Source organism: Geobacillus sp. PLS 41, assembly GCF_056494105.1.
Genome location: NZ_CM151395.1, coordinates 1666580 through 1680514 on the forward strand (window position 1 = coordinate 1666580; position 13935 = coordinate 1680514).

12 protein-coding genes and 1 pseudogene are annotated in these 13935 nt (G+C 54.5%); 11 read left to right on the plus strand and 2 right to left on the minus strand.

Annotated features, from left to right (window positions below; all coding sequences use genetic code 11):
• Positions 1-126: 126 nt before the first annotated feature.
• The 4 genes from gcvT to ACVX3G_RS08275 all read left to right on the plus strand — a co-directional run bounded on the left by gcvT (position 127) and on the right by ACVX3G_RS08275 (position 5569).
• Positions 127-1221 (plus strand): glycine cleavage system aminomethyltransferase GcvT, encoded by a 1095-nt coding sequence (gene gcvT / locus ACVX3G_RS08260; protein ID WP_011231907.1) that lies wholly within the window; start codon positions 127-129, stop codon positions 1219-1221.
• 35 nt (positions 1222-1256) lie between these two features.
• A complete protein-coding gene (gene gcvPA / locus ACVX3G_RS08265; protein ID WP_011231906.1) occupies positions 1257-2603 on the plus strand; it encodes an aminomethyl-transferring glycine dehydrogenase subunit GcvPA in 1347 nt (448 codons plus the stop codon).
• Positions 2596-4068 carry an aminomethyl-transferring glycine dehydrogenase subunit GcvPB gene (gene gcvPB, locus ACVX3G_RS08270; RefSeq protein ID WP_025038885.1) on the plus strand — a complete coding sequence of 491 codons (1473 nt, stop codon included), beginning with the start codon at positions 2596-2598 and terminating at the stop codon, positions 4066-4068. The genes gcvPA and gcvPB overlap by 8 nt, the downstream gene beginning before the upstream one ends.
• Positions 4069-4381: 313 nt before the next feature.
• On the plus strand, positions 4382-5569 hold the full coding sequence (locus tag ACVX3G_RS08275; RefSeq protein ID WP_014196334.1) for an ROK family transcriptional regulator: 1188 nt from the start codon (positions 4382-4384) through the stop codon (positions 5567-5569).
• A gap of 56 nt (positions 5570-5625) precedes the next feature.
• On the opposite strand, the gene ACVX3G_RS08280 is transcribed toward ACVX3G_RS08275, so the two are convergent.
• The gene (locus ACVX3G_RS08280) at positions 5626-6000 is read right to left on the minus strand and encodes a rhodanese-like domain-containing protein (RefSeq protein ID WP_011231903.1); all 375 of its coding nucleotides are present in this window, start codon (positions 5998-6000) and stop codon (positions 5626-5628) included.
• 209 nt (positions 6001-6209) lie between these two features.
• On the opposite strand from ACVX3G_RS08280, the gene ACVX3G_RS08285 reads away from it, so the two are divergent.
• The 3 genes from ACVX3G_RS08285 (at position 6210) to ACVX3G_RS08295 (ending at position 11411) form a co-directional block, all read left to right on the plus strand.
• Positions 6210-7046, plus strand: a complete 837-nt coding sequence (locus tag ACVX3G_RS08285) for a lipoate--protein ligase family protein (protein ID WP_020278531.1) — start codon at positions 6210-6212, stop codon at positions 7044-7046.
• Positions 7047-7300: 254 nt separating this feature from the next.
• Positions 7301-9874, plus strand: a complete 2574-nt coding sequence (locus ACVX3G_RS08290; RefSeq protein ID WP_011231901.1) for a vitamin B12-dependent ribonucleotide reductase — start codon at positions 7301-7303, stop codon at positions 9872-9874.
• Positions 9875-9998: 124 nt separating this feature from the next.
• Positions 9999-11411, plus strand: coding sequence for a glycoside hydrolase family 18 protein (locus tag ACVX3G_RS08295; protein ID WP_014196331.1), 1413 nt, complete (start codon positions 9999-10001; stop codon positions 11409-11411).
• Positions 11412-11455: 44 nt separating this feature from the next.
• Here ACVX3G_RS08295 and ACVX3G_RS08300 read toward each other — a convergent pair whose 3' ends face one another.
• Positions 11456-11875: a hypothetical protein gene (locus ACVX3G_RS08300; protein ID WP_014196330.1), complete on the minus strand. Its 420-nt coding sequence runs from the start codon at positions 11873-11875 to the stop codon at positions 11456-11458.
• Between the two features lie 55 nt (positions 11876-11930).
• Between ACVX3G_RS08300 and ACVX3G_RS08305 the strand changes: the two genes are divergently transcribed.
• The 4 genes and pseudogenes from ACVX3G_RS08305 to ACVX3G_RS08320 all read left to right on the plus strand — a co-directional run bounded on the left by ACVX3G_RS08305 (position 11931) and on the right by ACVX3G_RS08320 (position 13900).
• The gene (locus ACVX3G_RS08305; RefSeq protein ID WP_014196329.1) at positions 11931-12122 is read left to right on the plus strand and encodes a DUF2332 family protein; all 192 of its coding nucleotides are present in this window, start codon (positions 11931-11933) and stop codon (positions 12120-12122) included.
• Between the two features lie 102 nt (positions 12123-12224).
• Positions 12225-12344 (plus strand): annotated as a pseudogene (locus ACVX3G_RS08310) (spore photoproduct lyase); the annotation flags it as partial.
• A gap of 161 nt (positions 12345-12505) precedes the next feature.
• Positions 12506-12931, plus strand: coding sequence for a transcriptional regulator MntR (gene mntR, locus ACVX3G_RS08315; protein ID WP_011231898.1), 426 nt, complete (start codon positions 12506-12508; stop codon positions 12929-12931).
• Between the two features lie 87 nt (positions 12932-13018).
• Positions 13019-13900: a patatin-like phospholipase family protein gene (locus ACVX3G_RS08320; protein ID WP_012820569.1), complete on the plus strand. Its 882-nt coding sequence runs from the start codon at positions 13019-13021 to the stop codon at positions 13898-13900.
• The last annotated feature ends 35 nt before the right edge of the window (positions 13901-13935 follow it).

Genomic DNA, 13935 nt, shown 5'->3' on the forward strand with positions numbered 1-13935 from the left:
GGACCGCGAACGGACGCGCCAAACGGGCCGGCGGGAAACTTTCAGGTGCCAGGACAGAGCCCCCTTACTTGTTGATAGGGGAAGTCTGTCCTTTTTTGTGTGACGTGGATCAAAGGAGGGAATCAGATGCTAAAGCGCACGCCCCTATTCTCGGTGTACGCCCGTTGCGGCGCCAAAACGATTGAATTTGGCGGCTGGGAAATGCCGGTGCAGTTTTCCAGCATCAAGGAAGAACATGAGGCTGTAAGAACGCGCGCCGGGCTGTTTGACGTCTCCCATATGGGGGAAATTGTCGTCCGCGGCCGTGGGAGCCTCGCGTTTTTGCAAAAGCTCATGACCAATGACGTCGCCAAACTGCGGCCCGGCCGGGCGCAATATACGCTCATGTGCTATGAGGACGGCGGCACAGTCGATGATTTGCTCATCTATCAAAAAGGAGAGAATGACTACTTGCTGGTCGTCAACGCAGCGAATACGGAAAAAGACTTCGCTTGGCTAAGCGGGCATGTTGAGGGCGACGTCGAGCTTCAAGATGTATCGTCCGAAACGGCTCAGCTTGCCTTGCAAGGGCCGGCAGCGGAGCGCGTCTTGCAGCGATTGACGGATTTTGATTTGGCGGCGCTGCGCCCGTTTTCATTCGCCGACGGCGTCGAAGTCTCGGGCGTGAAGGCGCTCGTTTCGCGCACCGGCTATACGGGGGAAGACGGGTTTGAGCTATATTGTAAAGCGGAAGACGCCGCCGCGCTATGGGAGGCGATCCTAGCGGCCGGAGCTCGTGACAGCGTTCTCCCATGCGGACTGGGGGCGCGCGATACGCTCCGCTTTGAAGCATGCCTGCCGCTTTACGGTCAAGAGCTGTCCGACTCGATTTCACCAGTTGAAGCCGGGCTTGGTTTTGCCGTCAAAACGGAAAAAGAGACGCCGTTTATCGGCCAAGCTGTATTGAAACGGCAAAAAGAGGAAGGGCCGCCGCGCCGGCTCGTCGGCATTGAAATGATCGACAGAGGCATTCCGCGCCACGGATACCTTGTATTTGCCGACGGCGAAGAGGTCGGGTTCGTCACGACCGGCACGCAGTCGCCGACGCTGAAGAAAAACATCGGCTTGGCCTTGGTGAAAGCGGATGTGGCTGCCATCGGCCGGGAGGTGGAGGTGGACATCCGCGGCAAGCGGCTGAAAGCGAACATCGTGCCGATTCCGTTTTACAGGCGGGCCAAGTGACGATTCCAAAGCGACAAGGAAAGGGGAAAAACGCAGTGCTCCATCGTTATTTGCCGATGACGGAAGAAGACAAACAGGAGATGCTGAAGACGATCGGCGTCGCCTCGATTGACGACTTGTTTGCCGATATTCCAGAACAAGTCCGCTTCCGCGGCGAGCTGAAGGTGAAACCGGCCAAATCCGAGCCAGAGCTGTGGAAAGAGCTTGCGGCCTTAGCGGAAAAAAACGCCAGCGTAAAACAATACGTTTCCTTTTTAGGAGCCGGGGTGTACGACCATTATATTCCGGCTGTCGTCGACCATGTCCTGTCGCGCTCTGAATTTTATACGGCCTATACGCCGTATCAACCGGAAATTTCCCAAGGCGAGCTGCAGGCGATTTTTGAGTTTCAAACAATGGTGTGCGAGTTGACCGGCATGGATGTCGCCAACTCGTCGATGTACGACGGCGGCACGGCGCTTGCCGAAGCGGTGCTTCTTAGCGCCGCGCATACGAAGCGGAAGAAAGTGCTCATCTCGACCGCCGTTCATCCGCAATATCGGGAAGTCGTGCGCACGTACGCCAAAGGACAGAAGCTCGAAGTGAAAGAAATTCCGTATGACGGCGGCATCACCGATCTTAAGGCGCTTGAAGCGGAAATGGGGGATGATGTGGCGTGCGTTGTCGTCCAATACCCGAACTTTTTTGGTCAAATCGAGCCGCTGAAAGCGATCGCGCCGCTTGCGCATGAAAAGAAAAGTTTGTTTGTCGTCGCCAGCAACCCATTGGCGCTTGGTGTGTTGACTCCACCCGGAGCGTTTGGCGCCGACATTGTGGTCGGCGACATGCAGCCATTTGGCATCCCGACGCAATTTGGCGGCCCGCATTGCGGCTATTTCGCTGTCAAAGCGCCGCTCATGCGCAAAATTCCAGGCCGTCTTGTCGGGCAGACGACCGATGAGGACGGGCGCCGCGGGTTTGTCTTGACGCTTCAAGCGCGCGAACAGCACATCCGCCGCGATAAGGCGACATCCAACATTTGCTCCAATCAAGCGTTAAACGCCTTGGCCGCTTCCGTTGCGCTGTCGGCGCTTGGCAAGCGGGGCGTGAAAGAAATGGCGGCGATGAATATTCAAAAAGCGCATTATGCGAAGGTGGAACTTGAAAAGCGCGGACTGTCGTCGCCGTTTGCCGGCCCGTTTTTCAACGAGTTCGTCATCCGGCTTGGACGGCCGGTTTCTGATGTGAACGATCGCCTGCTCGAAAAAGGAATCATCGGCGGCTATGACCTTGGGGCTGACTATCCGGAGCTTGCCGGTCATATGCTTGTTGCTGTCACCGAACTGCGGACAAAAGAAGAAATCGATCGGTTTGTCAATGAATTGGGGGATGGCCATGCATAACGATCAACCGCTTATTTTCGAACGAAGCAAGCCGGGGCGCATCGCCTACAGCCTGCCAGCGCTTGACGTGCCGGCTGTCGATGTCAGCGAGCTCGTGCCGGCCGATTATCTTCGCACTGAAGAGCCGGAGCTCCCGGAAGTGTCGGAGCTTGACTTAATGCGCCATTATACGGCGCTCTCGAAACGAAACCACGGCGTCGATTCCGGTTTTTACCCGCTCGGGTCGTGCACGATGAAATACAATCCGAAAATCAATGAAAACGTCGCCCGCCTCGCCGGGTTTGCCCACATTCATCCGCTTCAGCCAGAGAAAACGGTGCAAGGGGCTCTTGAGTTGATGTACGACTTGCAAGAGCATTTAAAAGAAATCACGGGCATGGATGCGGTCACCTTGCAGCCGGCGGCCGGCGCCCACGGCGAGTGGACCGGGCTGATGATGATCCGCGCTTACCATGAAGCAAACGGCGACTTCAACCGGACGAAAGTGATCGTCCCGGATTCAGCGCACGGGACGAACCCGGCGTCGGCAACGGTCGCCGGTTTTGAGACGGTGACGGTCAAATCGACCGCCGATGGACTTGTTGATTTAGAGGACTTAAAGCGCGTCGTCGGTCCGGATACAGCGGCGCTTATGCTCACGAATCCGAATACGCTCGGGCTGTTTGAAGAGCAGATCGTCGAAGTGGCTGAAATCGTCCACGCAGCCGGCGGCAAGCTGTATTATGACGGGGCGAATTTAAACGCCATTCTTGGCAAGGCGCGCCCGGGGGACATGGGCTTTGACGTCGTTCATTTGAACTTGCATAAAACGTTCACCGGCCCGCACGGCGGCGGAGGCCCAGGCTCAGGCCCGGTCGGGGTGAAAGCCGACCTCGTTCCGTTTTTGCCGAAGCCGGTCATCGAAAAAGGAGAAAACGGCTATTATCTCGATGACGACCGCCCGCAGTCGATCGGCCGCGTCAAGCCGTTTTACGGCAATTTCGGCATCAACGTCCGGGCGTACACGTACATCCGCTCGATGGGGCCGGACGGCTTAAAAGCGGTGAGCGAGTACGCCGTGTTAAACGCCAACTATATGATGCGGAGGCTTGCCGACTATTACGATTTGCCGTACGACCGCCATTGCAAGCACGAGTTCGTCCTGTCGGGACGCCGGCAAAAGAAACTCGGCGTCAGAACGCTCGACATCGCCAAACGGCTGCTTGATTTCGGCTTCCATCCGCCGACGATTTACTTCCCGCTCATCGTCGAAGAGTGCATGATGATTGAGCCGACGGAGACGGAGTCGAAAGAGACGCTTGACGCGTTTATTGACGCCATGATCCAAATTGCCAAAGAGGCGGAGGAAAATCCGGAAATCGTTCAAGAAGCGCCGCATACGACCGTTGTGAAGCGACTTGATGAAACGACCGCAGCGCGCAAGCCGATTTTGCGCTATCAAAAACCAAAACATAGCGACAACTGACGTTTGAGCATTGATGAGCGCTCGCTCCCTAACGGAGCGGGCCGTTTCTTTGTACGCCGGATGAGCCATTGACAAAAACGTTGAATTAGTTTATTATATAAACTAAGATCAAGAAAGAAAAAGCATGTGTCCATATGGAGAAGTTAGCCTTAACAGTCGGTGCACGGGCGCCCGACGGCTTGAGTGAAAAAGCGGATGGCCAAGAAGCCTGCACGGCAGGAATCGACGGATGCAGCAACCGCCATAATAGCGAGGCGCCCCTGCCCTTTCGCAAGACACGTTCGATCAATCAAATGAAAAGGATGACAGAGACGTGCGGACAGGAAACATTTCTCTTGTAAAAAAAATGAATAAACAGCTCGTCTTAAAATTGATTCGCGACCAGCATCCGATTTCGCGCGCCGATATCGCCAAGACAACCGGATTGAACAAGGCCACTGTCTCCGCGCTTGTTGACGAACTGATCGCCGAGCATTTCGTCCATGAAAGCGGAATCGGCGAGTCAACCGGCGGGCGCCGGCCGCTCATGCTTCGCTTCAACGCCGACGCCGGCTCGCTTATCGGCGTTGAGCTGGGGGTGAACTATTTGTATGCCGTGTTGACCAATTTAAACGCGGACATTCTTTGGGAGCAACGGCGTTCGTTCCGCCCGTCTGAAGGGCAGGAGGCGATCATCGGCGAAATGATGGAGCTCATCGAGGCGGCCATCCGCCGGGCGCCGGCGACACCGTACGGTGTGATGGGAATCGGCATCGGCGTGCCGGGCGTCGTCCATACCGAAAGCGGGACCGTTGTGTTTGCTCCGAACTTGCGCTGGGACGATGTCGCCTTGGCGGCTGTTTTGCGGCAACGGTGGCCTGAGCGTCCTGTCATTGTCGAGAATGAGGCGAAACTGGCGGCGCTTGGAGAAAAGTGGTTCGGCGCCGGCAACGAGTTCGCCCACTTTGTTTACATCAGCGCCGGAATCGGCATTGGCGCCGGCGTCGTTCTTCACCATCAGCTCTATCGGGGTGTCAGCGGCCTAGCTGGTGAAATCGGCCATCATACGATCGATGTCAACGGCATTCGCTGCAGCTGCGGCAACATCGGCTGCTGGGAAATGTATGCGTCGGAAAAATACATTGAGCGCCGTTTGGCTGAAGAAGGGCGTTCTGAATGGCTCGATGAACGCTTTTCCATCGCTGCGATGGCGTTGGCAGCAGAAAGCGATGAACAGCTGGCGCGCATTTTGGAGGAAACGGGGCGCTATCTCGGCGTTGGATTGTTGCAGGTGATTTATGCGTACAATCCAGAAGCAGTCATCATCGGCGGTCCGATTGCCCAAGCGGGCGAGTATGTGATCGGTCCGGCGCGCCAAGAAGTGAGAAAGCGGATTCTCGTCAAAAAAGAAAGCGAGCCGTCCATCATCTCCTCCAAGCTGAAAGAGAAAAGCTGCGCCATCGGCGCGGCTGCTTCGGTGCTTGAGGCGGTCGTCCTGCCGCCGGAATTTGCGGCGGTCTAGCGCATGCGAAAAGAGGCGCCTGCCTGTTTGGGCAGAGCGCCTTTTTGGTTAACGGGCTACGCTTTTTTCTTCACTTTCCCGGTCCATGTTTTAAATCCGCCTTTTAAATGGTACAAGTCGCGGTATCCTTTTCGGTAGAGCATTTGCGCGGCTCGCCCGCTGCGCAGTCCGTTTTGGCAGTACAAATAGATCGGCTGGTCTTTGCGCAATTCTTTCATGCGCATGCGAAGCTGCGTGAGCGGGATGTTGCGAGCCCCTAAAATATGTCCAGCCGCAAACTCATCCGGTTCGCGGACGTCGACGAGTTGCGCTTTTCGATAACCGGCGCGGAACTCTTCCTCTGTCAATGCTTTGACAATTCTCTTCTGCCAGAAGTACGTAATGACGGAATACACGATGATTGCGCCGAGAATAATGAGCAATGCTTCCACCCGTCATGCCTCCTTTCGCTTCGTCTGCTATTTCCTATTATATAAAGTCGCCGCCGGGAAGCAAAGAGGTTTTCGCGATGCCATTTTTCTTTCCTTCACCGGCGTTGTTTGCTAAACTAATAAAGGCGGCCAAAAGCGTCCCGCCCCTTGGCGGTGGTCGACAAGCCGCCGCAGCGTTTAGAGTATGGAACAATAGAGAAGGTGGAACGATGGCAAAAGAAGTATGGCGCTTTATCGATTCCGGCTATTGCCCGCCGGCGTTCAATATGGCGCTCGATGAGGCGCTTCTCGATTGGCACAGCGAAGGCAAAATTCCGCCGACGATCCGCTTTTATGGCTGGAATCCGCCGACGTTGTCGATTGGTTATTTTCAAAAAGTGGAGAAAGAAATTGATTTAGAGGCGGTCAAACGGCACGGCCTCGGCTTTGTCCGTCGGCCGACCGGCGGGCGCGGCGTCCTGCACGATAAAGAATTGACATACAGCGTGATCGTCTCCGAGTCGCACCCGGCGATGCCGAAGACGGTGACGGAAGCATACCGCGTCATTTCGCAAGGAATTTTAGAGGGATTTCGCTATCTTGGGTTGGATGCGTATTTTGCCGTGCCGAAAACGGAAGAAGAGAAGGCAGATTTGCGCAGCCCGCGCTCGGCCGTTTGTTTTGACGCGCCGTCATGGTACGAGCTTGTCGTTGAGGGGCGGAAAATCGCCGGCAGCGCGCAAACGCGGCAAAAAGGCGTCATTTTGCAGCACGGATCGATTTTGCTTGATCTGGACGAAGAGCTGCTGTTCAGCTTGTTTAAATATCCAAACGAGCGGGTGAAAGAGCGTCTGCAGCGCGATTTTAAAAAGAAGGCAGTCGCGATCAATGAGTTGACGAGCCGCACGGTGACGATCGAGGAAGCGAAAGAGGCGTTTTACAAAGGATTTGAAAAGGGATTGAACATCGTATTGGAACCGTACACGCTCACCGCCGAAGAGCGGGCGTACGTTGAAGAGCTGGCGCGGGCGAAATACGAAAGCGACGAATGGAACTTCAAGCGCTGAGCAGCGACGCGGTAAATCGTTCGTTTTCCGGCAAAAACAGCGGCACTCCCCCGTTTTTCTCCGCTTTTCGCCGTGTTTTGTTTTTTTTTGCTTGACAAAATGAAATCATTTGTTCTCTTTAACAATATATAGTATGATTTTCATAAAAAATCATACTATATATTGTTTTTTTCTGTTTGATATGGTAAGGTAAAGAAGACAGGACAACTTTGCCAAAAACATGAGAGATTATATAAAAGAGGAGAGATAGGAGAATGACGGTGGCGTCATCCGAAAAAATGAAGATCAATATTGACAAGCTGAACGAGGATATCCGCCTATTTCCGCAAGTGCATCCGATTACGCCGGATATGCACATCACCCATAAAGGCGTATCCCGTTTGGTCATGCTTGACCGGTATTCATTCAAAGATACGGAGAAGCTGACGCTCACACCGGGCGATTTCGTCGTGTTGACGATCAAGGAGGATCCGAAATTCCCGGCACGAGGGCTCGGGTTTATCGTCGACATCGATTGGGAGGCGAAAAAGGCGCGCGTGTTGATTGAAGACGAATACCGGCACGTGCTCGAAGGGGAAGAGGCGGAGACCGGCATTGTGGTTCGGTCGCTCGACATTATTGATAAGCCGCTCGAAATTTTCTATGAGCAAATCGCCAAGCGCAATGCGACTGGGCTGGCGGCGGTGGAAAAGACAGAAGAAAAGCGGAAAGAGTGGTTCGAAAAGTTTTATCAAGAGCTCGCAAGCTTGAATTTTGTTCCGGCCGGCCGCGTGTTGTACGGGGCGGGTTCGGGCAAGGAAGTGACGTATTTCAACTGCTATGTGATGCCGTTTGTGAAAGACTCGCGCGAAGGAATTTCCGAACATCGGAAGCAGGTGATGGAAATCATGAGCCGCGGCGGCGGCGTTGGGACGAACGGCTCGACATTGCGGCCGCGCCATACGCTTGCGCGCGGGGTGAACGGCAAATCGTCCGGGTCGGTCTCGTGGCTTGACGATATTGCGAAGCTGACCCACCTTGTCGAGCAAGGTGGCTCCCGCCGCGGCGCCCAAATGATTATGCTTGCTGACTGGCACCCGGACATTATCGAATTCATCGTCTCGAAAATGCAAAACCCGCGCATTTTGCGCTACCTGCTCGAAAATATGGAAGACGAAGGCATCAAAAAAGCAGCGCGCGACAAACTGAAATTTACGCCGCTCACCGAGCGGGAGCGGGCGATGTATGAAGCGATCGTCCGATACAAGAACGCGCCTGACTACGGCGGTTTCACTGAAGAAATCATCAAAGACGCCGAAGAAAAACTGCGCACCGGCGGTACATATACGGTGCACAACCCAGACTTTTTGACCGGTGCGAACATTTCCGTCTGCCTGACGAAAGAGTTCATGGAAGCGGTCGAAAAGGACGAAGAATACGCGCTCCGCTTCCCGGACGTGGAAACCTATTCCGAAGAGGAAATGCGCATTTACAACGAAAAATGGCATGAAGTCGGCGATGTACGCGAATGGGAGAAAATGGGCTATCGCGTCCGCGTCTACCGGAAAATCCGCGCCCGCGAACTGTGGAAGCTGATCAACATTTGCGCGACGTATTCAGCCGAGCCGGGCATTTTCTTCATCGACAACGCCAACGAAATGACGAACGCCCGCGCGTACGGGCAAAAAGTCGTTGCGACCAACCCGTGCGGGGAACAACCGTTGGCACCGTATTCGGTGTGCAATCTGGCCGCCATTAACTTGGCGAACATGGTGGACAAAGAACGGAAGGTCATTGACTACGAAAAACTGAAACGCACGGTCGAAATCGGGGTGCGGATGCAAGACAACGTCATTGACGCCACGCCGTACTTCCTTGAGGAAAACAAAAAACAAGCGCTCGGCGAGCGCCGCATCGGCCTTGGCGTCATGGGGCTTGCAGACTTGCTCATTTACTGCGAAAAAGCGTACGGCTCTGAGGAAGGAAACCAGCTTGTCGATGAGCTGTTCCGCACGATCGCCACGACCGCATACCGGGCATCGATCGAGCTGGCGAAAGAAAAAGGCAGCTTCCCGTTTCTTGTCGGCGAAACGGAGGAAGAGACGCGCAAGCTGCGTGAAGCGTTCATCAACACCGGCTACATGAAACGGATGCCGGAAGATATTCGTCAAGATATTTTGAAATACGGCATCCGCAACTCGCACTTGCTGACGGTGGCGCCGACAGGATCGACGGGAACGATGGTCGGCGTCTCAACCGGGCTTGAGCCGTACTTCTCGTTCTCGTACTACCGGAGCGGGCGCTTGGGCAAATTTATCGAAGTGAAAGCGGACATCGTCCAAGAATATTTGGACAAACACCCGGAAGCCGACCCGAACCACTTGCCGCCTTGGTTTGTGACGGCGATGGACTTGCCGCCGGAAGCGCACGCCGATGTGCAGTGCATCATTCAACGTTGGGTCGACTCGAGCTTGTCGAAAACGGTCAACGCGCCGAAGGGCTACACCGTCGAGCAAGTGCAAAAAGTGTACGAGCGTTTATGGCGTTGCGGTGCGAAAGGCGGAACCGTCTATGTCGACGGCAGCCGCGATGCACAAGTGTTGACGTTAAAGGCTGAGGAGAATCAGATTGAAGAGCAACTTGAACTGCTTCCAGAGGAGCTCGAGGAAAAAGAGACGAAACGCCCCGTCGTGCTCGTTGATACGATTCAAGATGTGCGCGCCACCGATGTGACAATCGGTTCCGAAATCGGCAATATTTGCCCGATTTGCCGCGAAGGGACGATCGAAGAGATCGGCGGCTGCAACACGTGCACAAGCTGCGGCGCGCAGCTGAAGTGCGGCCTGTAATGGCGATACGGATGGGTTTGAATGGATGAAACGCTGGTTTCCGTAGAGGAACCGGCGTTTTTTTTACATAAAAGGCAAAAGCCAAAATATAGTGGTAAAAGGAGGGAACGAAAGGGGGAGCGTCATGATTGTTCATGTCGTAAAGCGCGGGGAGACGCTTTGGCAGTTGGCTCAGCGTTACGGCGTTCCACTCGAGCGGATTGTCGCCGCCAATGAACTGAGCGACCCGAACCGGCTAGCCGTTGGCCAAGCGCTCGTCATCCCGGTTCCATATCGTTACCATACGGTCCGCACAGGGGAAACGTTATGGCAAATTGCGCGCCAGTATGGAGTGGCGGTCGAAGCGATTATACAGGCGAACCGGATCACGAATCCGTCGCTCCTTTATCCAGGGACAACGTTGTTCATCCCAGCGCGCATCCATACGGTGCGAAGCGGGGAGACGCTGGCGCAAATCGCTTCGTTCTACGGAGTGACGGTTCAGCAGCTGATCGAAGTAAACGATATTACCGATCCGAACCGGATCGTCCCCGGACAGCGGCTCATCATCCCGCCGGCGAAGCCGCTCATCGAGGTGAACGCATTTACGGTGGACCAAGGGGAGAAAGGAGCGGAGCAAGTGCGCGAAGTCGGCCGCCATTTGACCTATGCCGCGCCATTCGCCTACACGATCCGCGCCGATGGCGGGCTCAATCCGATCAATGATACAGCATTCATTCAGGCGGCTTATGCCGCCCGTGTCGTGCCGATGATGACGATCACGAACTTTACGTACCAAGACCCGGGCTCGAGGCTGGCGCAGACGATTCTGGCCGACGTTGCGCTGCAAACGCGATTGCTTGACAACGTCATTCAAGTGATGCGAGCAAAAGGGTACCGCGCGTTGAATGTCGATTTTGAAAATGTCTATCCGTCCGACCGCAAGCGGTATAACGAGTTTTTGCAGCGGGCGGCCAACCGGCTTCACGCCGAAGGGTATGTTTTATCGACGTCGCTGGCGCCCAAAATAAGCGCTGAACAAAAAGGGCTGCTGTACGAAGCGCACGACTACCCAGCCCACGGACGCATCGCTGATTTTGTTGTCCTTATGACCTATGAGTGGGGCTACCGATTTGGGCCGCCGCAAGCCATTTCGCCGGTGAATCAAATTCGGCGCGTGCTCGATTATGCGGTGACCGCCATTCCGCGTAGCAAAATCATGATGGGGTTTCAAATTTATGCCCGCGACTGGGTGCTGCCGCACGTGCAAGGGCAAGAGGCGGAAACGTTCAGTCCGAAAGAGGCGCTAGAGCGCGCCATTCGCTACGGGGCGTCCATCCAATACGATGCGGCGGCGGCTTCGCCGTTTTACCGCTATACAGATGAACAAGGGCGACAACATGAAGTGTGGTTTGAGGACGCCCGCAGCGCGTTGGCGAAATTTGACTTGGTGAAAGAATACGGATTGCGCGGAATCAGCTACTGGGTGCTCGGGTATCCGTATCCGGAAAACTGGGAGCTGTTGGAAGACAATTTCCGCATTCGCAAGCGTGGGTAAGCTAAGCAGTTAGAGCGTATGCGCCGGTCATCGGGCATGCGCTTTTATTTTGTTTCTTGGAGTTCGAGCCGCTTTTTGAGTTGATACATTTCCAGATCGTGCTGGCCGATCTTATGATTTAAATATTCAATCGCAATGTTCGCGTTACGCCAATCATGTGACAGTATCTCGAACATACGCCGATGCTCAGCCAGCTCGTCCTCGATTTTTTTGAAATGGCTGCGCGTTTCGATGATGAAATGGTCCAACTTTTCCTCGAGGCGCTGTTGTCGTTCTTCGAGGCGTTGTTGCCGTTCTTCGAGGCGCTGTTGCCGTTCTTCGAGGCGCTGTTGCCGTTCTTCGAGGCGCTGTTGCCGTTCTTCGAGGCGCTGTTGTCCGGCTTCTAGTCGGTCGAGGCGTTCATGAATCGGCTGCAACTCCTCTTTCAGCACTGAGCGAAGCAATTCGACAAGCTCGTGAGACATTCTGCATCCCTCCTTTCAGTTTAGTTTTATTGTATCATTGCGTTCATGAGCTGTCATGGCAAATCTTGAGCAGCTTCGCGAAATCGGCCGCCAACGGGATTTGTTCCATGTGTATAACAATATGTGGGATCGGAAATTGCATCTGGATGGCATGATTGACGGCCGAGAATATCGGCAAATCGTGGCTGAAACCGATGGGCATGGTCGTTGGTTTCGCTGGGAGATGAACATATCAAATTGGGGGTAATGAGCCTTCCATGAAAAATGATGCCAAGCAAAAGAAGCACGCGATTTCCCTCCATCCTTGAATCATACTAACATCAAATACGGAGAACATGGAGGGAAATGAATGAAACCGTTTATGCCCAAACTTGTGTATTTCGAACCGGAGGCGTTGCCGCATCCGCTCGGAAAGGTATTGCTCGCTTTTTTCCATCGGCCCAAGTGCAGTATTTTACGTAATGTCCCCTTCATGGTATAATGGGATTGATTGCTATTTTTTGTTTGCCTGGGCGGCCGACTGGCCCGGCAGCGTCTAGCCGAAGCGGGCAAAGCGGCAATGTTCATGAGAGATGCTGACGGCCGCTGCACTTGTCTGCGGCAGACAAATGTAATGGGAGGGGACAAACGTTGCCGACACCAAGCATGGAAGATTATATTGAGCAAATTTACATTTTGATTGAAGAAAAGGGCTATGCCCGCGTCTCTGACATCGCTGAAGCGTTGTCCGTCCATCCCTCCTCGGTGACGAAAATGGTGCAAAAGCTCGATAAAGATGAGTATTTAGTGTATGAGAAATACCGCGGACTCGTCTTGACGCCAAAAGGAAGAAAAATCGGCCAGCGGCTCGTCTACCGCCATGAGCTGCTTGAGCAGTTTCTCCGTTTGATCGGTGTCAGCGAAGAAAACATTTACCGCGACGTGGAAGGGATTGAACACCATTTGAGCTGGAACGCCATCGACCGGATCGGCGATTTGGTGCAGTATTTTCAAGAGGACGAACGCCGCCTTGAAGCGCTGCGCGATGTCCAAAAGCGCAATGAACAAGGAGAGTAAGCCGATGCTTGCTCTTTTTTGTTTGCCGTACTAAATGTCCTCCTTTTTTCTTACATATGTATAAACGGCAAAAAGGGGGAGGCGGCGGTGGACATTGATCTTGTCTTTTCCGGCGGCGGGGTGAAAGGGTTTGCGTTGCTTGGAGCGTATGAAGCGATTGAGGAAAAAGGTCTGCGCTGGAAGCGGCTTGCCGGCACGAGTGCGGGAGCGTTGCTTTCGGCGCTGCTATCGGCAGGCTACAGCGCCCGCGACATCGCCCGACTGCTTGAGGAGTTGGAGTTGGAGCAGTTTTTGGATGAACGGCCGCTATGGATTCCGTTTTCGCTTTGGAAATGGGTGCGCCTGTATTGGCATCTTGGGCTGTATCAAGGAAAGGCGTTTGAGCGGTGGCTCGAGGCGGCGCTCGCCGCCCGCGGCGTGCGGACGTTTCAAGATGTGCCGGCCGGCAGTTTGTATATCGTCGCTTCCGATGTGACGAACGGACGCATCGTCGTGCTGCCGGACGATTTAGCCATATACGGCATTGACCCTGGGTCGTTTTCCATCGCCAAGGCAGTGCGGATGAGCATCAGCATTCCTTATTTCTTTGAGCCGGTCCGCCTTCGCGGGCGAAACGGTGTGGCTTTCATTGTCGACGGAGGGGTGTTGAGCAACTTTCCGCTGTTTTTGTTCGATGAAGAAAAGAAGAAAAAACGGCCGGTGCTGGGCGTTCAGCTGAGCCCAAAACCAGGGGAGCGGCCGAAACGAACGATCACCAATGCGCTCGATTTGTATGAGGCGCTGTTTGCGGCCATGAGAGAGGCGCATGATGCGCGCTACATTTCGCGCCGCCATGAAAAAAACATCGTCTTTTTGCCGGTGGACAACGTTATTTCCACGGAATTTTCCATCGACCTGGAAGCGCGCCGGCGCCTGATCGATTACGGACGCGAGCGGACGCGGCAGTTTTTGCGCCAATGGGCGTACTAGACGGGAAAGCGACAATAGGTCACACCTCTGCCGCC